Here is a 25,495-nt window from a genome sequence, read left to right as displayed (position 1 = left end):
GAAATGATAGACTCATCTCGAGACCGTCCCCTTGATAACGGCGGGATGCCCGGCATTCTTCTACTGCGCATAACAGCGGTTCGGAGAAGCAACTCCAAAGTCCATTCGATCATGCGCCGGACACCGGTTCACAGCAACCACCGGCTCTCTGCAATCCCCTCTCGCATGCCTACTTACCCTTTTTCTGCGTTTTTCTTGAAATATATGGGTGATTATAGCATTACACTATTCATTTGTAAACCGGAATGTTACCACTTTTTATCGGGCTCGGGCATCGGATCATACAGGCTTCAGACTGCAAATACTCATGATTTTATTTTCTTCTCCAGCTCTATGATCCGTGTGCGCAGCTTTTCTGCTTCATCTCCTAATGACTTTCTCGTGGTAAAAGACAATAACGTAATGGCAACTGACTGCACGCATAATGCAATGACGGAAAAAGCGCCAAAAAAGAAGAGCAAATCAAAATCCGTCGCGAGCAAATGACGATGATCCGACAGCAGCACCAGACCATAACAGGCAAATCCAAATACAATGACACTCATGATAATGCAGATAATTGCGAATTTTTTCAATCCTTTTTCAGAATACATTCCTTCACTCCCTCAAGTGCCTTGCGCATACAAGTAGGCTGTTGTCTCTGAAGCGGCAGATACCGCTAAAGATAATTACTTTTCCTAAAGTCGCACAAAAACACAAGCATAGCCCAATAGCTGGCCATCCCCTGTACATCATAGTCCTGCAAAAAAAGGCGGCAAGGCCGCCCCCATCTACATTCTATTTTATTACATAAAAGGAATTTACGGAACCACTCATTAAATCATCCGCGATAACTATCCCGCCATTGCAGCAGGCGCGCCTCCAGAATCCGTACAAGCGAATCGGTCAGCTTGCCGACAAGTGCAAAAATGATAATCCCGACGAACACAACCCCCGTGCGCATGTAGGAGCGGGCATCCTGAATCAAAAAACCGATTCCCTGGTCTGCACCCATCAGTTCAGCTACAACCAGACACAGCCAGGCTGTGCTGAGAGATAAGCGGACACCCAGTAATATATTGGGCATTGCAGCCGGGAGTACAACCTTGGTCAATTGGTGCAAACGGCTGAATTCCAGCACCCTTGCGACGTCGAACAGCTTGGAATCCACATTGCGCACCCCAAGGAAGGCATTGACATACAACGGGAAAAAGGCACCCATCGCAATAAGCAGAATTTTGGACAATTCCCCGAAGCCAAACCATAAAATAAATAGCGGCGTTACAGCCAGCAAGGGCACCGTCCGCATCATTTGAACGGTGGGATCGACTAATTCCTCAGCACGTTTGTACAAGCCAGACATGAGTCCAAAGAAGAGTCCCAGCCCGCCTCCTACTATAAATCCGATCATGGCACGCATGACGCTGATCCCCAAATGATGAGTCAGTTCGCCGGACACCAGCATCTCATAGAAATCCTGCAGGATAGACGTCGGAGGCGGAAATAAATTCTCCGATAACAGATGCGCCATTACAGCAACTTGCCAAACGGCAAGGACAAGTATGGGGATTATCAGGCCTAGCAGCAATCGTTTTGTTCGTTCTTTTGCAGGCATATGTCAGGTCAACCTTTCTCTGTGGCAGTAAAAGTTATATGTCATAGCCAACGACATCCGCTTCCTTATGGTTCAATGCAGACAGAACCTGGGTTCGAAGCTGCTGGAATGCTCCACCCACACGATTGCGGGGATAGTTCAGATCTACAGATATAATCGCCTTGATCCGTCCCGGCTTGGCATCCATCACTACGATGCGGTTGGATAAAAATATCGCCTCATCGATATCATGCGTCACAAGCAGCATCGAGGTCTGATTTTGGCGCCATATCTCCAGCAGCGACTCCTGCATATGATTGCGTGTAAAGGCATCAAGCGCCCCAAACGGCTCATCGAGCAGCAATACCTGCGGGTTGCGCAGCAGCGCCCGGGCAATCGCAACGCGTTGGGACATCCCGCCGGAAATCTGCTTCGGATAGGCTTTTTCAAATCCCTGCAAGCGCACCAGCTCGATCATTTCATCCACTCTGCTGCGTACTTTCGGGTCCTTTAGCGACAAGTCGGCGGCAATATTTTTCTCGACGGTGGCCCATGGAAACAGCCGGTGCTCCTGAAAAATAAACCCTTTTTCCTTGCTTGGTCCTGTCACATCTGTGCCATTAAGCAGGACCACGCCTTCATAATCGGCATCGAGGCCGGCGACGATTTTGAGCAGCGTGCTTTTCCCGCAGCCGCTTGGTCCGATAATCGAGACAAACTCTTGTTGCTTCAAGGATAAACGGATATCTTCAAGCACATGCGTAACGGTAGTTGCAGTACGAAAGCTTTTATTCAAGTGACTGATTTCGAGCGCTGTTGTCGCCATTAACGGGTCCTCCTGCCATGATGTAAAGTCGTGCACCATTGAGTTTAGGAACGATCTTAGCAGACAGCGAAAATAATTGTCAATATACCCCCTAAAGGCAATATTTGCTCTTTAGCCGTTATTCAAAGCTGTTGTACTCCCGAATCAGGTAGTTCAAAAATTCTTTTTGCGCAATCGAAAAATGCTTGATCGCGAGCCTCGCCCAGCCCAGTGAAATCGTCGACGGCTCATGCCCGACAAGCGGGATAGTCACAATATCCCCGCTCACAACGAATGGATTATTCATGACTGCATATTCGATAAACAGCCCCACAGCCGCCCCCTCAGCAATCGTACGCATCAGCAGCTCAATGTTGTTGGACTTAAACAGCGTATTCACCTGTCCGTGCTTGTCCATAAAGTCGTTCAGGAACCAGTTGGAGAACACTCCGTCAATATTGACGAACGGCTGGGACAGCAGCTCCTGCGGGGTTACGCTTTTGTGCATCGCCAGGCTCGAACGCCTGCCTGCACATACCACCATCCGCGATACATGCAGCGTCTTCATCTGGAGATCCTTGATATCCTCCGGCCTGTGGTTATCCAGATAGATCAGGCCAAGATCCGTGCGATCCTCCTTCAGATCCTGAATGACCTCCTCTGAGCTTTTCGATGTAATCTCGAGCTTCACATTCGGATAGTCCCGCTTGAAGGCAATAATCGCTTTGGACAGAACAGCCATAAAGTTTGGACCCACAGAGAAACGCACCTCGCCCTCAGTCAGAGAGCTCTGGACCATCGACAGCTCGCGGATTTCCTCCATGCGCGCCAAAATTTCGAAAACCTTCTCGATGATGATCTTCCCCCTGTCGGTAGGAACGGTGCCCAGGCGCGAACGTTTGAACAAGGTCATGCCCAGCTCCTGCTCCAGCTTGGACAAGGATTTGCTTATGCCGGCCTGGCTTACATGGAGCTGTTCTGCAGCAATGGTGATGGAACCGGTCCTGGCAATAGCGGCAATATATTCAAATTGCTCGAAGTTCATACGAACACCTCTGATACATAACTTTTAGTTATGGTACTATATATCATAGTTATTTTACTAGATTAGTCGGAAATAATACAATACAGATAATTCAATTCACACGTCTCACCATTGCTTGACCACAACTTGATCCACACAAAGGGGAAATGAAGGATGCGCAGCACCACGAATAAACGCACGTCAACCGTTCGCACAGGACTTGTCGTTCTTGCCGCACTTATCGGGCTTATGGGATTATCAGCATGCTCCGGCAAGGCCCAGGAAAACGAGAAAGTCACTGTAAATATCGCAATTAATGGCGGACTTAACCTGCTTACCATAGCCAAGAACAAAGGCTTCTTCGAAGAAGCCTTCAGCAAGGCCAATGCCGAGGTCAAATGGAATGAATTCCAAAGCTCCGTACCCTTGCTGGAAGGGGTCGTCTCCAACAGGGTGGACTTCTCCTTTATCGGGGATGGCACCGTCGTAACGGGAAAAGCAGCCAACAGCCCCTTCACTGTCATTTCCGTCACCGGCGTTGAAGGCAACCAAAACAGTGTAATTGTGAAGCCGGACAGCCCGATCAAGTCTATCTCGGATTTGAAAGGCAAGACAATAGCGGTTGCGAAAGGTTCCTCCGGACATATTTTCCTGATTAAAGCCCTTGAGAAGAACGGCCTGTCCGAGAACGATGTCAATCTGGTGCAGTTGCAGCCGGATGAAGCCAATCCTGCTTTCCAGGCCGGAAATGTCGATGCATGGGCGATCTGGGACCCGTTCGTTACGCTTGAGACCGAAGCCGGGCGTGCCCGAATCGTAGAGAGCGTGAAGACGATGGGATTCATTGCACCCGCGGTGATGATCGGACGCGACCAATTTTTGAAGGATCATCCGGACTTGACTGCATTGTATCTGAAGGTCTATCAGCAAACCGTGGAATGGGTAGCCAGCCATTTGGACGAAGCGGCGGATATTCTGGCTACCGAGAAAAAGATGGATGTGAAGCTCGTTCGCACACTTCTTGCGAACACGCACTACATCAATGATCCGGTAACGCCTGAAGTTGAGGGTGCCATGCAGACGACCGCCAACATTCTGGAAACGACAGGAACCGTCAAAGCCAAAGTGGATATCAGCAAGGTCTATGATAATTCCTACCTGACCGAAGCATTGAAAAAATAAGCTGTTCTGTCTGCAAACCATTGGAAAAGGCATCGCTGTTCGTCTCAAGCGGCAGGATGCCTTTTCCGCTATCAATTACGTCTCAGGAGGTTATGAATCATGAGTACAGCCAGACAAGCATCCATCGAAAACTATGTAAATACAGCGGGCAAGATCCGTGCCAAAGTGCAGGGATTATCCCGCGAGCTGCTCGTATGGCAGCCGGGACCCGGCAAATGGAGTATTAATGAAATTGTCGGGCATCTGCTTGACTCCAATATCGTCAATTCGTATCGCATTCGTAAAATTATTTCCGAGCCCGTGACGCCGATTGTTACATTTGCCCATGAGAATTGGACCGCCAGGCAGCACTTCAACGAAAATCCTATGGAAGACCTGCTGGCCGCTTATGATGCTCTGACCACCTACAACGCTTCATTGTTAAAGAAGCTGGACGAGGAGCAATGGCTGCGCTATGGCATGAAGGACGAGGAACGGATCAGTGTGACTCACATTGTGGACCGTTTCATCTGTGGTCATGTAGAGGGCCATCTGGCTCAAATCGACCGCAACATTGCAGCTTACAGCTGAAAGGAGGGTTTCACATGGAGCTTAAAGCTTGGCTTGAGCTTGCCGACTTGCAGCATAACCAGGTTGTAGCTTGGAGGCGCTATCTGCACCAGCATCCTGAACTCAGCTTTCAGGAGTCAAATACAGCCCTATATATAGAAGAAACACTTCGTTCCTTCGGCCACATGACCGTATCTCGTCCGACAGCTACCAGTGTCATGGCCCGCTTCGCCGGAGCCCAGCCGGGGCCGGTGCTCGCTATCCGTGCAGACATTGACGCGCTGCCGATTCAGGAGGAGAATGATCTGCCGTTCGTCTCCCAATCGTCAGGGGTCATGCATGCATGCGGTCATGACGGACATACCGCAATTGCTCTTGGAGTAGCGAAGCTGCTTACTGAACAGCTTGATCCGACGTCCCTTGAAGGGGAAATCCGCTTCATCTTCCAGCATGCTGAGGAGCTGCCTCCGGGCGGTGCTGAGGAAATGATCGCAGCCGGTGTGCTTGACGGCGCCGATTATGTCATCGGGGCACATTTGCAGTCACCGGTCGAGACAGGCAAGGTCGGTGTCGTAGCCGGTCCAATGCTTGCATCGCCGGACATTTTTACCGTGACGGTTACAGGGAAAGGCGGCCATGCTGCCGAGCCCCATCTGACTGTAGATGCGATTGCTATCGGTGCGCAGGTTGTGACGAACCTTCAGCATTTGACTTCCCGGCATTTCAGTCCGGTTGAGCCGCTGGTCGTCTCAGTGACGAAATTCCTTGGCGGGCATACCCATAATATCATTCCCGGCAGCGTGGAACTGGGCGGAACGGTACGCTGCATGGAGCCCGGACTGCGAGAAGAAGTTCCTCGCCGTATGGAGCAAATCATTCGAGGCATTACGGAAGCACATGGCGCTTCCTATGAAATGTCGTATACGTATGGATACCGCCCGCTGATTAATCACAAGAAAGTTACACAGATCGTTGCCGGTTCGGTGATTGACGTATTAGGTTCGAATGCCCTGTATACAATCAAGCCGAGCATGGCGGCAGATGATATGTCGGCTTACATTCACCGAATTCCGGGGACTTATTTCAATATCGGGGCAGGCAACCGGGAGCAGGGCATTGTCTACCCGCACCATCACCCGCGCTTCACCATTGATGAAGAAGCCCTGCGAATTGGGGTCAAGGTATTCATTGCTTCGGCGCTCAAGCTGATGGGATTAAGGTAATCGGATAAAATAAACGTTCACTGGGAAGGCAGCCTCCAGCATTTATGCTGTGGCTGCCTTTTCTATTAGCCCATCATTTATTAGTCCATTATATAGAAGTACTAACCTTATCATTTGCATGAATGTTGTACGATAGGGTTGAAGCTTGAGAAAATGTTCTGCGGAGGGAGATCCTGTACGTGAACACAAACCAAACCTGCTCCATTATCCCCATATTTCCATGCAAATCCATAGACGAGCAGTTAGATTTCTATCAAGCATTGGGGTTTGAGCTGACATACAGGCAGGCCAAGCCCAATTTGTATGCATGCGTCCGCCACCCCATCATCGAACTGCACTTTTTTGTGTTGAAAGCTTTGGAACCCGCGAATTCCTACAGCATGTGCTATGTGCATGTACCGGATGTGGATGCTGTTTATCGTGAATTTTGTAATCAATTGAAGAAAACGTACGGGAAAATTCCCTCCAAAGGATTCCCGAAGATAACCAGAGTGAATGATCTTGCCGAAGACCGGAGATTTAACTTGGTTGATCCGGCTGGCAACCGGTTATTAATCGGCCAAAAGCATGACCGGCCCAAACTCATTTCTATTGATCTCCATGAGACGGTTACACGATTCCGACATGCATATGATATAGCATACAAGCTGGCCTATGCCAAGGATGAGCCGGCAGAAGCTGCCCGCGTATTGGATTTGGGATTTGCCAAGGCAGGAGAGGAATCATCCGCACTTTGTTTCCAAGCCTGTGTTCTTCGGGCAGACATAGCTGTCTCCATGAATGATTGGGAGCTGGCTGTGACCTTTGTTCAAAAGGCGGAATCACTACCGCAAAATGATCCCGGCCAGGAAGATGTATCGGAGGCAGCCTATCGATTGCTTGAGCTTAAAATGATATTGGAGCGTGGCTATCTTGCAGATTAGCTGTGGAAGGGCTGAGTTAGAGCGGGTATATTTAAAAGGGAACAGAAAATGAATGAAGGAGGCATGGCAAAGAATGAAGCCGCAAATCATCGTCATAACCGGCATTATGGCTGCCGGGAAATCAACCGTCGCGGAACTGCTGGCAGCACGGTTCACACAAGGGGTTCATCTGCGGGGAGATGCCTTTCGCAAAATGATCATAAGCGGCCGGGTGGAAATGAGCAGCCAGCCGGATGAAGCTGCGCTTCACCAGCTTGATCTGCGATACCATCTGACCGCACAAGCTGCCAAAGGCTACTATGACGCCGGATTTACTGTTATCGTACAGGACAACTACCTGGGGGAAAAACTGCCTGAATTCCTGAACATGCTGGAGTCCTATCCGGTATCCGTCGTTGTTCTGTGCCCGGATGTGGAGGCAGTAAAAAAGCGCGAGCAAGAGCGAAACAAAACCGGCTATATCGGCTTTACCGTTGAAGAACTGCATTCAATGTTCATGGAGACCACGCCGCGGATCGGCCTATGGCTGGATACATCTCATCTAACCCCGGACCAGACGGTGGAAAGTATTATCGATTATGTACAAAAATAACGGGATGGAAGACCCCGGCAGTCTAGTCGGTTCTGCTGCGGAGTCTTCCATCCCGTTTTAAAACGGTGCCGATTAAATCGATCCCTGATACTGCCCATAAATTCGGTAAAGCAATGCCGCTGCTTCCAGACGGGTCAATTGCCCTTGTGGCAGCAGACGGTTGCCGCTTCCCTGCATAATGCCTGCCTGAACAAGCTTTGTCAGATGCTCCTTTGCATACGAAGCTATTTGTGCTGCATCTGTGAAAGTACGGATGACATCCCCGCTTTTCACGGCCAACTTGAGTGTAGGCTGGTGTTCAACAGCACGTATGATCATGACCGCTGCATCCTGACGGCTAATCGAGGCGTCGGGGTTAAAAAGGTCATCCCCTGTTCCCTCTACAATGCCTAATTGCCTTGCGATACCCACTTCCTGCGCATAAGCTGCTCCCGCAGCCACATCCCGGAAGTTGTCTTGAGATGCCGTCTTCAGTTCCAGCGTCCGTACCAGCTGTGAGATGAACTCCGCACGGGTTATTGGACGGGCAAGTTGCTCTTGCTTCACGCTGCCAGCTTCTATGATTCCTCTTGCCGACAACGCCTTGAATGCAGATATCCCCCACTCCGGACCGGATAGATCATTGTCCGTAAACCTCACGCTAAATATGCCTTCTTGATGAATACGGCCACTTACTGCTTGTTGATCCGTGTTGTATCTGCTGCTCACGACGGGGATGTATTTCCCTTCTGATTCCCTGCCGATTACAAGCAATGCGCTCGCTGCCTTTTCTGTTTCAGCCGGCTGATAGGGGATCGCCAGTTGTATAGATTGTGCGGATGCCCATGCCAGTGTACCGTTATTGCCTTGTATGGTCAGCTTTACTGCCGGATAACTGCGGGATGTACTTCCTGAAGTCTTGCTCTCCCCGGATGATGCATGTGCCGAGTCCGCTTTTTCAAGCAAAATCACGACTTTATCGCCCGCCTGCTTCAGCTGTTCTTCGGTAAACAGGCTGTTCGGAACCGCTGCTTCTCCGATAACCGTATTCAGTATTAATGTACGTTGAGCCTGTGTGCTGTTAAAATAAGCCGCCGGAATTTCAAGCGCATAGCCCCGTGCATCCTTCACTTCATCCAATGGGACGATGACCGTCCGGCTCCCGGAAGCCTGCGATGCACCCGCCTTTGCGAAGGCATCTTCCAGCACAGACGCCGATAACTTGGCCTGAACCCGATGATCAGCCGGGATATAGTCGGCTTTTACCCGCAGTGTGGTCTGCTTGTTCTCTCCCTGCTCAATGACCGGCTCCTTCGATGGTGATGAAGAAGGTCCCGGATAATAGACGGGTGGCGATCCCTTGGTCAGTGCCGCCAGTCTGGCCTGCAGCCCGGTCCGCTCGCTGCCCTCAGGCAGCAGCGCAACATGCCAGCCAGCCGTATCAATGGCCAATTCGGATTTGACCGACTCCGCACGGCTGACAGCATCCTTGGCCGCCTTCGTCAACAGTTCTGCATAGGTATCGTCCAGCAAAATCAACTCGCCAAATGTCGTCTGATCCTTGCTCGTTCCGACGCCTTGATGATATTCAATAAACCCTGAACGCCCTTTGCCATCGTTTTCGTTAATTAACAGCGCAACCCCGATTGGTGCTTTCGGATCGAACGTTTTCCCGGCTCCGAGCATTTCGGCAAACGGAATCGTAATCGAATACGAGGTCGTCTTCTTTTCCTCATCCCGGGTGATTACAGCCTGTGTCTGGGGAATTTGTGATGATGCCCCTTGCGGCGCCCGCCATCTATGCTTTTGGATGCTTCCATCATGGCCTAATGCGAAGCCAAGCTCATTGACATCCGTACTGGCAGCACCCTGGGTGCGCCCCAGATCGAGTCCGACCTGCAAGCTGTCCCCCTGCCAAATGTCCGCACCCTGCCAGGTTTGCTCATGCGAATCATCCTTCACCAGCACCTCGATGTAGAGCTGCTCGTCATCCCACTGCAAGCTGGCAGTGGCGCTTAAGTCCTCCGCTCCCTTCCATGACCCGCCAACACTCTGATAGTGCTCCTTGCCCAGCACAAGCTGCGGCTGACCGGATGCTTTCCCCTTCTTGGCTGCATAGGAAGCTCCGACTCTGGAGGTTACAGTATAAGAACTGCCGTCATTCAATGTCACCTTGAATTTGACCAGATCGGCTGCCAGATAGGGCAGGCCGATCTCCAGGCTTTCGCCTTGCGCAATGCTACTGAATCGGATTGGTTTATTAAGCTTGCTCTCATAGGCTGCCGGCAGAATAAGCTGAACACTTCCGCTAATTGGTGCGGCCCCTTCGGTATTTTTGATGACCAGCTTCGTGCCGGTATTCTCCGGGTGTGACCAGTCGAAGGCCGCGCGCTCTACCACAGCCGAGAATGGCGCAATAGAACCAACGACGGGCTGGTTGCCCAGATTATTTTTCCACTGTCCCATTGAAGCAACTACTGATGTACCCGGGTCAATGACCGAGGATTGCACGAATAGCTTCGGTTCTGTCCCTGCATCGAGCAGCTTATTGACCGGCCAGACGACCGAGTTGTTCAGCTTCAGCGTTCCCGTGCCGCTGAGCTTGGCGAAGCTGTTTTGCCCCGGATTGTGGAAATTCGCCAGCTGCATATAGACCGAACCGCTATCTATCCAGACACCATCGCCAGGGGAGCCCCAGTAGTCGGAGCTATGCAGGCGAACCTCGCCGTCCAGTCCAGAACCTGTCAGAATGTACTGGGTATCCCCGCCTCCAATGGCGACGATCTGGGAGTTAATAAAGTCGAAGCCGCTATCGCCTACACCATCCAGCACAATTCCCTTGCGGGCGCCGTCGACTCCAAGCCCCATACTGATGCCTGTCGGCCCCTTTCCGTTCTCGCTTTCAAGCACCATGCCGCGATGCGAACCGTAGTGGAAGTTGTTATACAAAATTTCGTCCTGTACATCACCCAAAATCAGAAAATCCAGATTGTCAAAGCCATATTCATACACTGGCTGGTTATTGGGCATATCCGGGGAATTTGGCCACGAACCAAATTTAGACTCGGTACCTGCGGCATACACGATCAAATTGAAATGAAGATTCGTAATTCTTCCATCCTGGGCACCACCGCCAGCCTTGACTCCAGTCTTAAAGACATGACCCATTACGGATTCAATATCATGCCGGTCCGTACGGTATGTGAACAGGTCAATACCGCTGTAAGTAGCCCGCATTCCTACATTGACCACATACACATCCTCGCCTGTCACTTGAATTAGATATGGATAGGCTGCCATATTCGGCAGATGGGATGAATCCTGTTCCGGGTAGTTGAAGGTAATCCCGCGCAGGCCGCTTTCCTTGGCCAGCTTCAGGAACGGCTCTCCATCCGGATCATTGCGTCCCGCATACACTTCAATAATGCTGCCGGGGCCCATTGGCACACTGCTATTGTCTGACGCGCCTTTCAGTTCCACACCTGTCGGAACCGTCAAGTTGCCATTCACCCGATACTTGCCCGGAGGAAGGAAGACGACCCCGCCGCCATCGGTTGCTGCCTGATCCAGTGCTGCCTGAAGCGCCGCCGTATTATCGGTGACACCATCATGTACAGCGCCGAACTGCGGATCAGTCACCACATACAACTCCATACGCGAAGGCTTATGCGTAAGCGGCTTGATCTCCGGGAAATCCGGCAGCGGCTTCATGTCTACAGGGGTATGATCAATTCTGGAGTAGTATTCAGACGTATATTCGATATCCACAGGTTGCCCGAACCGGTTGCCCGTCACAATTCCCCGCCCGTTATCCGTAATGCGGATTTGTGGCGCGGCATTGTTGAAATCTGAGTTCGAAGGCATGAAGGTTCCACCCTTTATGCTCACCTCTCCCGCAGCGATCACACTTTCTTGCAGCTGGAGCTTGGTCGTTGAGGCCGTATCTACTGCAATTGCATGTTCAGTCGCCTCAATATTGATCTTATTGAGCTGAAGAACACCGGAGGTCCCTTCTCCAACCACAATTCCGTTCTCGCTATCGGAAATATGAACATTGGTGAACATGATGCCGTCACTGCTGACGGTTTCAAAATATATGGCTGTCTGGTTATTTGTGAAATTCAGGTCATTGTTATGTCCGTTGGGAATGGAACCAGGGCTGGCAATAGACGGGGCAACAAGGAAGCCGCGATTGTATCCGTCTACCGCAATATAACCCGAGTAGGTCCAGTCATTGCGGCGCATGACAATACCCGTACCATGCTCATAGATCCACTCCTTGTAGGCTGAACCCGGAGCAGGTGATCCTGGAAGGCCTGAACCTGCCCAATAGTCAGGGGAGAAATCCACCCACTCGATCCGCCCTACATCGGCGATATTGTCAATTTCAATACCCCGGGACAGCGGCGTGCCGTAGATGCCGTTAATAACCGGACTTGAACCACCGTTTTGTCTGGAGAAAATGATACCGTTATAAGCGTTAACGAGCGTAATATTTTTAGCATTACAGAAGTCATTGCCGAAATAGTAAGGCTTGCCGAACATAATGGCAGGAGGGTAAGGTGTAATGTTGTCGGGATGTTGTTCGGGATACCAGATCACCAGATCACGAACAGCTGAGGAAGGTTCTTGGGTAATAAAGGGGGTGCCGTTCTCATCGCCGCGGCCGGCATACGCCATAAGGACGGTGCCTTGGACAGGCTCTCCGCGGGCTGGTTTGCTCCATTCGCCCCGCAGCGTTACACCCTTCGGAATAACCAGGTTGCCGCGGATCACATACTTTCCTTCAGGCACAAACAGTGTGCCCCCGCCAAGCTGGCCCAGAGAGTCGAGCAAGGTTTGGAACGTGCCCGTAACATCCGTCGTCCCGTCTCCGGTTGCCCCGTGATCCTGAACGGAATATGCGGCGACGAACGTATCCACTGTGTCATACGAAGACTCAACCAGCTGCCAATCCGGGGTCAGCACAGCGGCCTCAGCAGTCTTGTCGGGAATAGGGGCTAAAGTGACGGTCAGCAAAATGGTTAACAGTATTGCGAGAAATTTGCGTGACATACATGATTACCTCCTCTTTATATTTTGGAACCGCTTTCATTATATAAAGAGAAAGGAGATCATTTCCATGGGTCATTCGTAAACTATCCGATGCAATCTTGGCTTGGTTACAGGATTTTGTACAGTTTCAAAACAGCAATGAGGCAAGACTCCTTAAACCGGATGGTCTTACCTCATTGTTGTATTTTTTCTTAGCTGACCGGAGTTGGTTCCCCATTTTGCAATTTGACTTTCACCTGATTGAACTTGCATGCTCCTGCTGGGTACCCGTCCTTGTCAAGGCTTCCTTCTGTCGGTTCTCCATTTTCATCTGTGCACCAGGATTGACTTTGGAAGGCCAGAAAGTAAGCAATCCATTTGTTTTCATTTTTAAAATGCAACAGAAAACAGCCATCATGGTAAGCACCATTTTCATCGCGAGCAAACAGGAAATTGCCTTGATTCATATGCACATTATGAACGCCATTTCCGCCATTTGGAAAAAATGTACCATATGCATAAATGACTGCATCATCATTATTCAATGCATTGTGCATATGTTCATCGATAAACTCATATAAATCGTTTTTGTCACCCGGAGCATTGGGAGGCAGGGGTACCATTTCATTTGGATTAAATAACCCGCTGCGAATGTAATCAACCGCAATATCAGCATTTACATTCTGCTGATGGTTAATTTTATGGAACCCGGATGACATCGTTGGAAGTATGGTAATGGCATGAGCCTGATAATTGGCATCGGAGTAATACAAGACCTTCGACATATGCTTGTCTTTTGATTGAACGTTAATCGGAAGTTTGTATTTTTTGCGATTCTCGCCCTCAATCGTTAAATTATAATGGGGTTTTTCATCGTTATTTACATTATCTTTGTCAATGTTAACAACCTTCCCAATTAATACACCATACTGTTCCATATTTATGGCCTCCTTATTTTATATGAAGTACTTTTACAAATCATCAGGGAGTTATTGTTGACCGCCCCATATCTGGTTCACCCACTCCGGATGGTCAATAAACGGGTTGCGATTGTGCTGGTATTTTTCGTAAATGACATTATTTCTACGTCTCTCAAAGTCATCGACGGCATCTTCATTATGCCATTTTAATAAGGCTGAGAGCTTCCCATGCAATGGGGATTTATCACGAACTGTCCGATCAACCACCTTCAAATCCTTCCAATCATCCTCATCATATCTTGTATCCATATAGAGTATGATTCGGGCAACATCCCCCTTTACCTCATCTCTTGGTTCCCAGGAATCCTGATCCCAGTGAGTATCAGGAGCTTCTTCCTTTGGATATTCATCATCCGATTTATCAAAATCCAGCCGCCCCCTGTCACTATTAACACCTGGGTCCTCGGCTCTTAGATTATGCAAATCCGAACCCATTCCATGTCCTGTGCCGAAGTCCCCATGGGATTTGGCCCATACATGTTCTTTATTCCATTGGCTATCATAATTTGCTTTTTTAACAGACCGCCCAGCATAGAGCAATAAGACATTATCCTTGTTGTTCGGATCCTCGTCTGTATCGCGGAGAGCCTCAGTCGCGTCCCTGTAACTGATTACTTCCTGTTTGCTAATAATGTCGTTGAGAGCTTGTTTTAATTCAGCTCCTGATTTCCCAATAGCCGTTTTGTAATAGGTGTGATCCAAATCGTTCTCAGCAAGTGAAATACGCTCAGCGTTCCTTGTTTGCTGCTGGACGATGTTCTGCTTTGACGAATTCTTTTGTCCTTGCGTGCCCGGATTTGGAGCAGGCTGATTTGTTCCGCAGCCCGAAAGCGCAATTACGGACACCACGCATATTACTTTTATCAATTTTTTCACTTGCGATGAACTCCCTTCATGTTGTTTATGACCCCGGTTAACCTACCCACCCCACCAAAAATTAATCCGGGTTATTTCATACCAGTAAAAGGAGGGAAATAAAAACGGAACAGCCGGGCACTATACTTCTGGTTTAAAAAAGATGTTAAAGGAGAGAATATTGTGCCAAATTATCGACTAATACCTTTTACTATGGAGCCTGCCGCTGGCAGGGCCGAAATACCCCAAGGAATTAAAATGATTCAAGCTCCTGAATTATGGAATCAGGGCCATAAAGGGGAGGGAGTCGTTATTGCTGTTATCGACAGCGGCTGCGATGTAAATCACCCGGACTTGAAGGATCGGGTAATTGATAAGCATAATTTCGTACCATCAGAAGGTAAGGCGGATGATGTCACAGATCACAGCGGGCACGGCACTCATGTCGCAGGAACAATTGCGGCGGCAGAAAATGGGGCAGGCGTTATAGGAGTTGCTCCCAAAGCAGAGCTAGTTATATTAAAAGTAATGCAGCGGATTATCGAACAGGGCCAAGAAGAATTTGGAGCTTCTAATCAGTCCATCATTAATGCGATTCGTCTGTGCATTAACTGGAATAAAAATGGGAAACGTATCAGAGTCATTAATATGTCGCTCGGGGGAAAAGATAACGATCCGGAACTGCATAAAGCAATACAAGATGCTGTCAACCATGATATCCTTGTAGTTTGCGCGGCTGGCAATGAAGGAGAACTTCGGGACGGTGGGGACTGTGGTGTGAAAAATGACGAATTAAGCTATCCAGGAGCTTACCCGGAGGTTTTGGAAGTTGGGGCGGTTGGTTTGGACGGCAGGTTCCCATGCTTCACGAATACTAACCTCGAGCTCGACTTGGTTGCACCTGGAGTTAATATTCAGTCCACATGGCCAGGGGGAAATTATATGGCGATTTCGGGAACGTCTATGGCTAGTCCTCATGTTGCGGGTGCTGCCGCACTTATCATTAATCTTTGTGAGGACAAATTTGACCGAACATTTACAGAGCCTGAAATATATGCGCAGCTTATCAAGAGAACTGACTTCAGGGACGAAGATCCAAAGCTTGTAGGAAACGGATTGTTAAACCTGAATAATTCTTGTTCTACAAACACGATGTCCAACGAATTGAAACAGAGAGAGCTGGTAACTGCTCATTGATTGGGATATCCAAATATTAATAAGCTATTAAATTTTAACGTTACTTCAAATTTATTATATTTGACAATGGGGAAGCCGAGACACGCTTCCCTATTTTCTTGTCCTTAGGCTGTTTCTCTTTCTATTAAAACGCTACAACTGATTTGGGTCATGTCTCCAACCCAAAAAGGGCTGCAGCAGCCTGCCTATTGGCAGCATGTGCAACCCTGATTCGCACTTATTCGCAATCTCTTAATTTTTTATTACTACTGTATTAGTCATTGAACGGGACAGCTGTAATACCGCTTACACGAACCTCACCCTGTCCTCCGGTCAGCTTAATTGTATTGTCGCTCCCGGGATTCAAACGGACCGTAATATGGGCACAGCCCCAGTATTCAGAACCGTCTTTTGTTCCGGTCAGATTAATCAGGGATAAATCGTCACCGTTGACGAACAGGCGCAGCTTGGCGAGAGTCTCTCTTGTCTCATAATAAATGTAGAGAGCGGTTCTGCCTCCTCCCGCACCGTCGATCCCGGGGAAGCTGCAATATGCTCCAGGCTGCGCCAGATTCGTAGCTGCTTTGTTCCCGGCATCATCAACCGAAATTGTTCCACCGGCTCCCACCTCACTTACCTGATAGAGCGGATATTCAGCCGATTCCGTAATAGCACCTGCAGGAGACAACCCTTGCACAGTCTGCGTTACAGTGCAAATGCTGCCGTCCTCATTGAAATGCAGCTCATCAATGCACATGCTCCGCAAATTGCCTTGATCCGAAATCGCCTGGTTGTGGTAGAACAAGTACCACTTGCCTTTGAACTCCGCTACCGAACCATGGCTGGTAGAGCAGCCCGTCGTTTCCAGGAAGACTCCCCGGTACGTCCATGGACCGAGCGGGTTGTCACTTGTGGCATACCGCATCTGGTTGTTGTCATGCACATTGTCCGAGTAGGTCAGGTAGTAGACCCCGTTTCTCTTGAACACCCACGTCGCCTCATGAAAATCCTCCAGCGTGTTCATGTCGTGCATGTCGCCCTTGATGGACATCATATCCTCATTCAACTCTCCGCCTGCGCATCGTCCGCCGCCGCCATAGTACATGTAGGCCCGGTTATCATCATCTACAAATACACAAGGGTCGATCATGGCAAATGCGCCAAGACCCGGGATATATCCCTGATCGACAAACCCTGTGCCGGGCTGCTTGCTGGTTGCGACCCCAATCTTCCAGGAGTTGTTCCAGTCGGATTCACTCGGGTGCGGGTAGTAAAAATAGTACGTGCCATTCTTGTAAGCACAATCCGGCGCCCACATGAAGCCGCCTTCCGGCCTTCCCCATGAAACGTCTTCGGAGCGCAGTATTTCGCCCTCATCCAGCCAATTGACCATGTCGTCAGATGAATAGACATGGTACCTGTCCATTAAATCACAGCCGCGGGCCGGGTCCATATCGTGCGAGGCATAAATATATATCCTGCCGTCCTCCCACACATGAGCCGAAGGATCGGCAGTAAATATAGCGGTCACAACCGGATTTGTACCGACCGGTTTAACGGCTTGTGCGGGAATCTTAAAGTTGTTGCCCATAGTCGATAGCCTCCCCAAGTTATGAATTGAACTGCTTGCAGCAGCTCAATTTCTTATGGCATTACCTTAGCTATAGTTTAAAGGCACCCGGGCCAATGCACTTGTCATCCATTAGCATGATTCTGTCATTATTTGCTCTGGCCATAAAAGAGGACTGTTCATTGTATTCAGCTTTCATATGAAAATGGCTCAAGCCGTTCACCGCACAACAAAAAAACAGCCCTCTCAGGCTGCTTGGACACTACAGTTATACATTCACTTTATAGTTAAGTGCCAGTTCGTCACCAGGGACACCCCGAATGCCCCAGTTATGCTTGGGAGTTTCAAATATCGTGATCTCCAGATCTTCGGGAGAAATGCCAAGCTGCTCCTTGAATGTTCGGAATAACAGTCTGATAAGCTGCTTCTTCGTATCTGCCGTCCTGCCTTCAAACATGCTAATCTCAATAATAGTATAGGCGTCCGAACGGCCATTGGCATAAATAAAGTCTTCCTTGTCCATCGAAAAAAAACGATGGAACCTCTTGTCCGGGGGGAATTGAAAAACTTCCACCACAGCAGAATGAATCACATCGGACATTTGAGCCTTGATCGGATTCAGCTTTTCCCTGATTCCATAGATTTTAATTTGCGCCACTTATGAGGCTCCCCTCTCTATCCGGAAATTAGATTTGACTATGAAATTTTTGACTCATCACTTTGCAATTTGTTTGTAATTAATTACCTATTTTCTCACAAAAAGAGGATCTGCGCTATAAGAAAAAGAGAAGCCCGGAGCAAGGCTTCTCTAATTTTAACCTAACAAATTTACTGTATAACTTCTGGCTGAACGATGCGTCATTCATCACTTCGCAAGCTGTACAGGCCGGGTCTTGATCAGAGCGGCAACTGCTCCTTGCGGGTCTTTTACCTGATCCTTCTTGAATACAGCCTGATAGCATACGCCCTGTTCCAGCCAGAAGTAGCCGATCCAGACCGGGTTATAGGCGCTGCTCTTCCCGCCATCCGATGTGTACGGGGATGTGCGCAGCACTTCTTTTCCTCCAATCTTTATGAGCTCGGCGGATACCTTGCGCGCCCCGCCGTCAGTGCGGAAGAACAGCACCTGTTTATTGGCCTTGAAGGTCTTGAATTGCCCGTCATCCTTCATCTGAAGCAGCTTGAACCATTGCGGATTTTTCTTATCATGGGAGTCGGAGGATTCATATTCACTGTAGAGCACCCGCGTCAATTCCTCTTTTCCATTTCTGGAATAACTGAAGTTGATTTTGCTGGTCACGAATGCGCTTTTCAGCGTAAATCCGGATACCTGGAGCGGAAATTTGGGTGTGAATCCAATAGCTTTCGCCGCCAGCTGTAAATCTTCCCCATCCACCACGTCTACCATAAGCGAATCTTTGTTGATATAGGTTTTCCTCATGTTCTCGTCAGGAATTTTCATGGAGGAAATCAGTACCTCAATCTCCTGTTCAGAGAAATCAGAGTTAAGCAACTCCAATTTGTAGCTAATCCCATTGCGCTCCCAGAAAAAATAAGACAAAGCCATCTTAATTGAATCATCCTCCAGGGTTGCGTTAATTCGAAGGACCGCCTTGCCTGCGACATCTGTTTCTTTCTCTTCGATGATGAACTTTTGCTTCTGTAAACTAGCTTTTAGGCTTTCCACAATTTCCTTGCTGCTCTTGCTATACTTCAGATTAGCCGCTTCCAGTCCGAATGAGGAGTAAGTACGATTTTTAACAGCCGGTTCAAAACTCAACGTTACGTAGTCCATTCGCTCAGAGTTGCGGCCCGTAATTTCACCCGACAATTGGACACTGCTCAACTGATAGCCTTTTGGAAGCAGGGATGGAGCTTCAAAGGGAAATCCCGCTGCCTTTACTGCCCGGTCCAGCGAATGATAGGTTCTGTGCCCTTTGGGCTTTATAATGTTCTCGCTTGTTTTAACAGACTGATTGACGCCCGCCGCGAGCACCGGACTTCCCAAAGCATTAACCGGTGTGCCTGCAGCAAGCACCGCCGTGATCAGCACAGCAGCGGCCGGAATCCGGTATGAACCCTTTTTAAATAATTTGACCATGATTATCCTCCTTGATTTCTCCTTCATCCTAACAGAATTGAACGGACAGAAGGTTTCCATCTTCTCTCTTTATATCTACATTTGTAATTCTAAAGTTTAAATAAAAGCAGCCCAAGCCATTCGCCAGTTTTGGACTGCGTCACAAACCATTCCATATGGTTGCAGATCATGATGTGCCTATCCGGTGCAACCTTTATACAATTGCTAATCAAACTTTACAGGCTGTGCCTTCATCAGGGCAGCCATCACCGCCTCAGGGTCCTTCACCTGGTTTTCTTTATACGACAACCGGTACACAACGCCTTTATCCACCCAGAAGCAGGTAATCCAGACCGGATCAAGAGACGTACTCAGACTGCCGTCTGTTTTGTATGGGGATGTCCGCAGCACCTCTTTGCCTTGAATTGTGATCAGCTCTGCCGGAACCTTGCTCGCAGTGCCATCCATCCGGAAAAACATAGCCTGCTTATTAGCCTTGAAGGAAGCAAATTGTCCATCATCCTTCATCTGGTAGAACCCGACCCGTGGAGAATCTTTCTTGTCATTGGAAATGGCGGATTCGTACTCACTGTAGAGTACCCTGGTCGCTTCTTCCTTCTTATTTCTCGGGTAGCTGAAATTAATTTTGCTGGTTACAAATGCATGCTTGAGGGAAAAGCCGGCCGCTTCCAGCGGCAGTTTGGGAGCAATGCCCATGGCATCGGCTGCCGCCTGCAAATCCTCACTGTCCACCACATCAACCGTCAGGGAATTTTCATCGATATAGGTCTTCCTCATGTTCTCATCAGGGAGCTTCATGGAAGAAATCAGTAAGTGAAGCTTTGTCTGCTTCTCCTGCGCAGTTAAATCCCCATTTAAGTCCAGCCTGTAACTAATCCCGTCATGCTGCCAGAATAAATAGGAATACGCAGAACTATGCGTACCATAATCTATAATTTGATAAAGCTCATGCACATTCATTTCTGCAACAACATGATCGATTTCTTCCAGCGCGGATTTATACTTGGCATTCGGTTTAATCAAATTATGTTTCAGGTTTTGAATCAGCCTATTGTGGCTCTCGGTGTATTTCAGATTACTTGCAGTTATACTAAAAAATCCGTAGCTATTGTGATTATTGTCATCAGGCCCAAAGGAAAGTATTACTTTGTCAAAGCGTTCAGCTCCGTTGCCCAGCACGATCCCGGACAGACTTGCCTCTCTGAACTTAGTGCCCGCGGGCAGCACTGGAGCTTCAAAGTCAAAGCCTGCTTTTCGCATTGCCCGGTCCAGCGAATTATATAATCTATGGCCTGTCGGTTGCAAAATGGCCTCATTTGCTTTGAGCGGCTGGTTGATGCCCGGTTCAGGGGGCGTACTCCCGGAAGCATTGGTCAGAGTGACTGTGCCAAGCGCTGTCATCAATAGCACAGTAATGACCGAGATACGATAAGAACCCTTTTTAAATGATTGGATCATCGTAAACCTCCTTATCAACTCTTTCCGTCCATTGTAAAAGTAGAGCAGCCCCCGGCGATCTGCTGCGGCAGAATATCGCTGCAGAAAGCTGATCATTGTCATCCCGTAGGCAACGGCTTCTTCCTCGCCCGACTTCTCAAGTACGTAAGCATCACAGGCCAGTTCCCTGTCTGCTTTCATGCGCCGCATGCTAATCCAGATAAGCGGATTCATCCAATGTACAGCGGCAGCGAGACTGCCAAGCAAGCTCCACAGCATATCTTTCCGCTTGTAGTGCGCCAGCTCATGAGCCAGAATATGAGACAACTGTGCCCTGTCCATCTCCCGGATCGCCGACTGGGGAACAAAAATCCATGGGCGCAGCAGCCCGAACAAAAAGGGGCTGGAATTGGAAGGACCTGTGTAAAGCGGGATTGGCCTGGCGATTTTAAAGCTGCCGCGTACCTCTTCCAAAATAGCAAGCACACTCGGCTCCGTTACCTGATTGAGCTGCCTGCGCAAGCGGGCCATTCGCCACAAAAAAATCAGCAGATTCATAATCAGCACAATTGTGCCTCCAAGCCACACAACTGCTGCAACCTTGAACACAAGGGAATAGGCTTGGGAATTCATCCGCCTATTTTCACTTGAATCCGCGTGCAATTGCTCTAATGACGGTGAGAATCGGGCTGTATCTTCCATCTTGTCCGGATTAGCCAATGATACGCTGAGCTGTGCCGCATTAGAGATTGCCCTATCAGAATTCGCCGGGACATCTGAAGACCATAACTGCTCTTGAAGCGTTTGTCCGTAATCCAGCACATGAAAAATGCTCACCGTACTCTCCGGGAAAATGGGCACCAGCAAGCGAATCATGACCAGCGCCCATAACAAATGACGAATACGGGCACTAATTGCCTTGCGAAAAACCATTTGAATAACCAGAATAAGAAGAATGACGACACTGGCCGCGAGAGTGGACTCCAGAAGGGCCGCAAAGCCCCCATAGAAGGTATTCATCCCTGATCACCGGATGACTTATCCTGTGTGTGCCCTTTCTTCTCCTTCAGAATCCGCTGAAGCTCTTCAATCTCTTTCTCTGACAGTGCTGCATCCTCCAGAAAGTTCGTCATCATCAGATTCGTGGCCCCGCCAAAGACCCGCTGCAGGAAAGACTGGCTCTCTGCCCGCACACACTCCTTCTCGGAGACGAGCGGGTAATAATGATAGCTCCGGCCTTCCTTGTTGAAGCCGATGGCCTTCTTTTTGAGCAGTCTTGTAATAAACGTGCGTACCGTCTGTTCGCTCCACTCAATATCGCTTGGCAGCTTTGCGGCAATCTGCTCAGCCGTTATCGGATGGCTGCTCCAGATGATTTTCATAATCTCCCACTCGGATTCAGATATCCTCGGTACATGGCTCATAGGTCTATTTCCTCCTTTCAAACTAAATCTACATTTGTAATTTTAAACCCGAAGATAATATTACATTTGTAGATCAAGAATGTCAACCCTGTTTTTTCCAAATAGCTATTTTGTCTCACATTATGGGGTCAGTCCCAAGAGACGATTAATATTTTTCTCGACATCAATTTTACACTTCCTTTTTAATAGTTTAATTAAATAATCTGAAACCCCAACATTCACCTCCCTTTCAAAATTTTTGAATTTATTTCTTTCAATATTTCTTTAGCTTCAATAGAGTTACTCGCTGGTGCCAAATATCTTATGTTTTTTTCTATAAGAACAAAATATAATTTATCAAATTTCTCGTCAGACCAAAATATATCTAATACTTCTTTATTTTTATTTAAAAATATTGGAAACTGTCTAGTTCCACTGATTTTTTTATTAAAGAGTTCAAAAAGATCATCATCCCTAACAGGTTCAAAGGTTTTATAACTCTCCTCATTTATTTGGATTTCACCCACAAAGCTTGTTGGGCTAAACAAACTACGCCTTGCAATAATACTTAAACTAATATCTGCACTTTTTCCATCTATTGTGCTGGCACTGTAGTTCTTTTCTATTTTATATGGGAGTTTATAATAAAAAATTAATGAAAAAGTTATTAAGACAATTAATATAGTTATATTAAGTACTTTCTTAATAATTTCAGACCCTTCTTATTCATTTTTTAATTATTCTAAAACTTTATTAGCTAGCGGCTTGGAAGTAATGTTTAATAGGCTTTAGGCTTAGAAAACTATTTTTTTACAGCATGAATATAATGTACGGTCTCAAATGCAGACAAATAATCCGTCCTATTCTTAAATAGGAGTTTGTTCATCATTTCAGGTGATAGATGCTCTTTAATTTGTAATCCTGACTTTTCCAATATGCTTGTAATTTCATCATATGTAAATCCTGATTTCATGGGTTCCCCGCTTGCTTCAGCAAACTTCACCAGGTTTTCCACCCGATTAGACATTCCTTTTTCTTCAAAAAGTTTTTCAGTTGCATAATCAAACACAATAGAACTACCTGATGGGACATTTGCAAAAAAATGTTGCATCAAGGAAGCGTTTTCTTCTTTTGATAAATAATATGTGACACCCAACAGGCTAAAGAACGTTTTCTCGTTTTCAAATCCTTCCTTTACTAAGCTCTGATGAGAAAACTCTGTAGTAAAGTCCATTGGTACAAAATAAAGATTATCAGGGATGTCGAATTTAGCAGCTGCTAGCTTTTTTTTCTTTAACACTTGTGTATCCGGATGATCAATTTCAAAGATCTTTAAACTGCTTTGTAATTCCGGAAACCGGAGTGCGAAAGTATCCAGGCCAGCGCCTAATATGACATACTGCTTTAGGCCAGACTTCACTTCATTAAGTAATACTTTTTCACAATAGGCAGAGCGTGCTAGAGGTATTGAAGATACCTGAACTTGTGTAATCCATTTTAAAATTTTATCTGATTCATCTTTAAACCTTTCTCCGATATCTTTATTAAAAAATTGTATACCGTCAATCAAATTTTTACTGATAGCTGAAAATTCCTCTTTGGAAATCAACTTATTTACAATAAAATCATCTACCACTTTCGGTGAATCATACCTACTATGATACGCCCTACCAAAAGCTGATACTAAGGAAGTTAAACTAGCCCCATCTTGTTCTGAATCTGTTTCCACAGAAGCGTCTAATTCTTCTGGTATGTCGCTTTTACTATTGTATGTTCGGTCAAATGCTGAACCTAAAGCTGTTACGTTCGACTCAGTTGGTTTCAATACGTTTTCCTCCCCAAATAATTACAAAATTCTCCATGACTTAGAGTCAGCCCTATTCTACACAATATAATTGAATTGTCAACAATAGCTGTCCGCACGGAAATTGAAAATGTTTTGGTAGATGTAAAGTACGGACAGCCAGTCTCAACTTCTATCAGTTGTACTATATGATCTTTCTTAAACTACCACTTGCTCAAAGCAGATGGTAGTTTAAGGCTTTTTTGACATTGCTTTCGATCCTTTTAGATAAATTCACGAGTCTCTCCAAAGAAACACTGCTCTAATGACAGCTCCATTCTGCTTCTTATCGATAAACGAATTGTGGTACACTGTTACATAAACCCAATACCCGCACCATCCTGTATGGGAGCCGGGCAACAACTACGATTAACAAAGGCAGGTACGATGATGTTTAATGCAATACTGAAACAGATGGGCCGCTGGACGCGTTCTTCTATGGCCGTCATGATCACCTTGCTGGTCATGGTCCTGGCGGGCTGCGGAGCTATAAGTGATTTAGCCTCCAATCCGCCGCAATCAACCGGGACTTCCCAAGGACAAGAGAATGCCCAGGGTCCGCTGACCAGCTTCCAGGCGGTATCAGATTACATTCGGGAGCACGGCAAGCTTCCAGCCAACTACATGACGAAAAAAGAAGCTTCACAGCTTGGCTGGGTGCCTTCGAAAGGAAACCTGAATCAGGTAGCACCCGGAAAAAGCATCGGCGGCGACCGGTTTGGCAACCGGGAAGGACTTCTGCCGAAAGCCAAAAACCGAATCTGGTACGAAGCGGATATCAATTATAAAAAAGGGTCGCGCGGCGCAGACCGGATTCTCTTTTCCAGTGACGGGCTAATCTACATGACGACGGACCATTACAAGTCATTTACGGATATTACAAAGGAAGGCAGTGTCCCTGAATGAGCAAAGTTGTGGAATTGAGACAGTCCGATGCGGATCATTATGAGAACGTCCATGAATGGCTGAGACGGGAGCTGGACCTGCCGGAGTGGTACGGTGACAATCTGGATGCGTTATGGGATTGTGTCACGGGTGATCTGCCCCTGCCCTTGAAGATTAGCTGGGTTGCCGACACGGAGCATGAACAGCGCTACTCCGGTATCGTACAGGTCTTCGAGGATGCCGCAGATCAATATGAGGAAATCTGCTTCGAGTATAGAAGAGTAAAATGAGATACAACGCCCTGGGCTATACCGGCTTAGGCGTTGTATTTTTTTATGCAAGAAATTTGGGGACAACAGCG

The 25,495-nt window shown here is 47.8% G+C and carries 22 protein-coding genes and 1 other annotated feature (1 of these 23 cut by a window edge); of the genes, 8 read left to right on the top strand and 14 right to left on the bottom strand.

The annotated features are described in order from the left end of the window. Positions 1–196: a binding site (T-box leader), on the bottom strand (it extends 86 nt beyond the left edge of the window). A gap of 109 nt (positions 197–305) precedes the next feature. The 4 genes from H583_RS0108800 to H583_RS32355 all read right to left on the bottom strand — a co-directional run bounded on the left by H583_RS0108800 (position 306) and on the right by H583_RS32355 (position 3,423). Next, on the bottom strand, positions 306–593 hold the full coding sequence (locus H583_RS0108800) for a hypothetical protein (protein ID WP_028560148.1): 288 nt from the start codon (positions 591–593) through the stop codon (positions 306–308). A gap of 227 nt (positions 594–820) precedes the next feature. Further along, a complete protein-coding gene (locus tag H583_RS0108795; RefSeq protein ID WP_028560147.1) occupies positions 821–1,594 on the bottom strand; it encodes an ABC transporter permease in 774 nt (257 codons plus the stop codon). 34 nt (positions 1,595–1,628) lie between these two features. Then, on the bottom strand, positions 1,629–2,399 hold the full coding sequence (locus tag H583_RS32360; protein ID WP_036708962.1) for an ABC transporter ATP-binding protein: 771 nt from the start codon (positions 2,397–2,399) through the stop codon (positions 1,629–1,631). Positions 2,400–2,517: 118 nt separating this feature from the next. Further along, complete coding sequence (locus H583_RS32355) at positions 2,518–3,423, bottom strand: LysR family transcriptional regulator (protein ID WP_051236219.1); 906 nt, start codon at positions 3,421–3,423, stop codon at positions 2,518–2,520. A gap of 153 nt (positions 3,424–3,576) precedes the next feature. Between H583_RS32355 and H583_RS0108780 the strand changes: the two genes are divergently transcribed. The 5 genes from H583_RS0108780 (at position 3,577) to H583_RS0108760 (ending at position 7,871) form a co-directional block, all read left to right on the top strand. Next, positions 3,577–4,584 carry an ABC transporter substrate-binding protein gene (locus tag H583_RS0108780; RefSeq protein ID WP_051236216.1) on the top strand — a complete coding sequence of 336 codons (1,008 nt, stop codon included), beginning with the start codon at positions 3,577–3,579 and terminating at the stop codon, positions 4,582–4,584. A gap of 99 nt (positions 4,585–4,683) precedes the next feature. Next, positions 4,684–5,154: a DinB family protein gene (locus tag H583_RS0108775; RefSeq protein WP_028560145.1), complete on the top strand. Its 471-nt coding sequence runs from the start codon at positions 4,684–4,686 to the stop codon at positions 5,152–5,154. 14 nt (positions 5,155–5,168) lie between these two features. Beyond that, positions 5,169–6,356, top strand: coding sequence for an amidohydrolase (locus tag H583_RS0108770; RefSeq protein ID WP_051236214.1), 1,188 nt, complete (start codon positions 5,169–5,171; stop codon positions 6,354–6,356). A gap of 179 nt (positions 6,357–6,535) precedes the next feature. Further along, positions 6,536–7,279 (top strand): bleomycin resistance protein, encoded by a 744-nt coding sequence (locus H583_RS0108765; protein WP_051236212.1) that lies wholly within the window; start codon positions 6,536–6,538, stop codon positions 7,277–7,279. Between the two features lie 73 nt (positions 7,280–7,352). Further along, on the top strand, positions 7,353–7,871 hold the full coding sequence (locus tag H583_RS0108760) for a P-loop nucleotide/nucleoside kinase family protein (protein ID WP_028560142.1): 519 nt from the start codon (positions 7,353–7,355) through the stop codon (positions 7,869–7,871). 72 nt (positions 7,872–7,943) lie between these two features. On the opposite strand, the gene H583_RS35220 is transcribed toward H583_RS0108760, so the two are convergent. From H583_RS35220 to H583_RS32340, 3 genes are all read right to left on the bottom strand, one after another. Continuing rightward, complete coding sequence (locus H583_RS35220; protein ID WP_051236210.1) at positions 7,944–12,905, bottom strand: glycosyl hydrolase family 28-related protein; 4,962 nt, start codon at positions 12,903–12,905, stop codon at positions 7,944–7,946. Between the two features lie 191 nt (positions 12,906–13,096). Continuing rightward, positions 13,097–13,822 (bottom strand): YukJ family protein, encoded by a 726-nt coding sequence (locus H583_RS32345; RefSeq protein ID WP_051236208.1) that lies wholly within the window; start codon positions 13,820–13,822, stop codon positions 13,097–13,099. A gap of 51 nt (positions 13,823–13,873) precedes the next feature. Then, positions 13,874–14,701, bottom strand: a complete 828-nt coding sequence (locus H583_RS32340) for an endonuclease I family protein (RefSeq protein WP_425414509.1) — start codon at positions 14,699–14,701, stop codon at positions 13,874–13,876. 231 nt (positions 14,702–14,932) lie between these two features. Here H583_RS32340 and H583_RS0108740 point away from each other — a divergent pair, with 231 nt between their 5' ends. Further along, positions 14,933–15,916: a S8 family peptidase gene (locus H583_RS0108740; RefSeq protein ID WP_051236228.1), complete on the top strand. Its 984-nt coding sequence runs from the start codon at positions 14,933–14,935 to the stop codon at positions 15,914–15,916. A gap of 253 nt (positions 15,917–16,169) precedes the next feature. Here the strand turns inward: H583_RS0108740 and H583_RS32335 are convergent, their stop codons facing one another. The 7 genes from H583_RS32335 to H583_RS0108705 all read right to left on the bottom strand — a co-directional run bounded on the left by H583_RS32335 (position 16,170) and on the right by H583_RS0108705 (position 24,135). Next, the gene (locus H583_RS32335; protein WP_081667057.1) at positions 16,170–17,486 is read right to left on the bottom strand and encodes a family 43 glycosylhydrolase; all 1,317 of its coding nucleotides are present in this window, start codon (positions 17,484–17,486) and stop codon (positions 16,170–16,172) included. A gap of 247 nt (positions 17,487–17,733) precedes the next feature. Then, on the bottom strand, positions 17,734–18,123 hold the full coding sequence (locus H583_RS0108730) for a tautomerase family protein (protein ID WP_028560140.1): 390 nt from the start codon (positions 18,121–18,123) through the stop codon (positions 17,734–17,736). Between the two features lie 207 nt (positions 18,124–18,330). Beyond that, on the bottom strand, positions 18,331–19,566 hold the full coding sequence (locus tag H583_RS37530; protein ID WP_028560139.1) for a hypothetical protein: 1,236 nt from the start codon (positions 19,564–19,566) through the stop codon (positions 18,331–18,333). 204 nt (positions 19,567–19,770) lie between these two features. After that, on the bottom strand, positions 19,771–22,023 hold the full coding sequence (locus H583_RS0108720) for a M56 family metallopeptidase (RefSeq protein WP_028560138.1): 2,253 nt from the start codon (positions 22,021–22,023) through the stop codon (positions 19,771–19,773). Next, positions 22,020–22,427 carry a BlaI/MecI/CopY family transcriptional regulator gene (locus tag H583_RS0108715; RefSeq protein WP_028560137.1) on the bottom strand — a complete coding sequence of 136 codons (408 nt, stop codon included), beginning with the start codon at positions 22,425–22,427 and terminating at the stop codon, positions 22,020–22,022. The genes H583_RS0108720 and H583_RS0108715 overlap by 4 nt, the downstream gene beginning before the upstream one ends. A gap of 218 nt (positions 22,428–22,645) precedes the next feature. Then, positions 22,646–22,954, bottom strand: a complete 309-nt coding sequence (locus tag H583_RS0108710) for a hypothetical protein (RefSeq protein ID WP_028560136.1) — start codon at positions 22,952–22,954, stop codon at positions 22,646–22,648. 254 nt (positions 22,955–23,208) lie between these two features. After that, positions 23,209–24,135 carry a class I SAM-dependent methyltransferase gene (locus H583_RS0108705; protein WP_028560135.1) on the bottom strand — a complete coding sequence of 309 codons (927 nt, stop codon included), beginning with the start codon at positions 24,133–24,135 and terminating at the stop codon, positions 23,209–23,211. 501 nt (positions 24,136–24,636) lie between these two features. Between H583_RS0108705 and H583_RS0108700 the strand changes: the two genes are divergently transcribed. After that, positions 24,637–25,155: a ribonuclease domain-containing protein gene (locus H583_RS0108700; protein ID WP_245585881.1), complete on the top strand. Its 519-nt coding sequence runs from the start codon at positions 24,637–24,639 to the stop codon at positions 25,153–25,155. Further along, positions 25,152–25,424 (top strand): barstar family protein, encoded by a 273-nt coding sequence (locus H583_RS35215; protein WP_051236202.1) that lies wholly within the window; start codon positions 25,152–25,154, stop codon positions 25,422–25,424. The genes H583_RS0108700 and H583_RS35215 overlap by 4 nt, the downstream gene beginning before the upstream one ends. Positions 25,425–25,495 lie beyond the last annotated feature (71 nt).

The sequence above is a fragment of the Paenibacillus pinihumi DSM 23905 = JCM 16419 genome (genome assembly GCF_000422505.1).
Lineage (GTDB): Bacteria > Bacillota > Bacilli > Paenibacillales > Paenibacillaceae > Paenibacillus_D > Paenibacillus_D pinihumi.
The sequence above is the reverse complement of the archived record's forward strand: the minus strand, read 5'-3'. Positions and strand labels throughout refer to the sequence as shown.

Coding starts and splice junctions, on each gene's coding strand:
- H583_RS0108760 (WP_028560142.1), top strand. CDS start 7,353: ATGAAGCCGCAAATCATCGTCATAACCGGCATTATGGCTGCCGGGAAA.
- H583_RS0108740 (WP_051236228.1), top strand. CDS start 14,933: ATGGAGCCTGCCGCTGGCAGGGCCGAAATACCCCAAGGAATTAAAATG.
- H583_RS0108715 (WP_028560137.1), bottom strand. CDS start 22,427: ATGAGCCATGTACCGAGGATATCTGAATCCGAGTGGGAGATTATGAAA.
- H583_RS0108795 (WP_028560147.1), bottom strand. CDS start 1,594: ATGCCTGCAAAAGAACGAACAAAACGATTGCTGCTAGGCCTGATAATC.
- H583_RS32345 (WP_051236208.1), bottom strand. CDS start 13,822: ATGGAACAGTATGGTGTATTAATTGGGAAGGTTGTTAACATTGACAAA.
- H583_RS0108770 (WP_051236214.1), top strand. CDS start 5,169: ATGGAGCTTAAAGCTTGGCTTGAGCTTGCCGACTTGCAGCATAACCAG.
- H583_RS32355 (WP_051236219.1), bottom strand. CDS start 3,423: ATGAACTTCGAGCAATTTGAATATATTGCCGCTATTGCCAGGACCGGT.
- H583_RS0108720 (WP_028560138.1), bottom strand. CDS start 22,023: ATGAATACCTTCTATGGGGGCTTTGCGGCCCTTCTGGAGTCCACTCTC.
- H583_RS0108700 (WP_245585881.1), top strand. CDS start 24,637: ATGATGTTTAATGCAATACTGAAACAGATGGGCCGCTGGACGCGTTCT.
- H583_RS0108780 (WP_051236216.1), top strand. CDS start 3,577: ATGCGCAGCACCACGAATAAACGCACGTCAACCGTTCGCACAGGACTT.
- H583_RS0108800 (WP_028560148.1), bottom strand. CDS start 593: ATGTATTCTGAAAAAGGATTGAAAAAATTCGCAATTATCTGCATTATC.
- H583_RS37530 (WP_028560139.1), bottom strand. CDS start 19,566: ATGGTCAAATTATTTAAAAAGGGTTCATACCGGATTCCGGCCGCTGCT.
- H583_RS35220 (WP_051236210.1), bottom strand. CDS start 12,905: ATGTCACGCAAATTTCTCGCAATACTGTTAACCATTTTGCTGACCGTC.
- H583_RS35215 (WP_051236202.1), top strand. CDS start 25,152: ATGAGCAAAGTTGTGGAATTGAGACAGTCCGATGCGGATCATTATGAG.
- H583_RS32335 (WP_081667057.1), bottom strand. CDS start 17,486: ATGGGCAACAACTTTAAGATTCCCGCACAAGCCGTTAAACCGGTCGGT.
- H583_RS0108775 (WP_028560145.1), top strand. CDS start 4,684: ATGAGTACAGCCAGACAAGCATCCATCGAAAACTATGTAAATACAGCG.
- H583_RS32360 (WP_036708962.1), bottom strand. CDS start 2,399: ATGGCGACAACAGCGCTCGAAATCAGTCACTTGAATAAAAGCTTTCGT.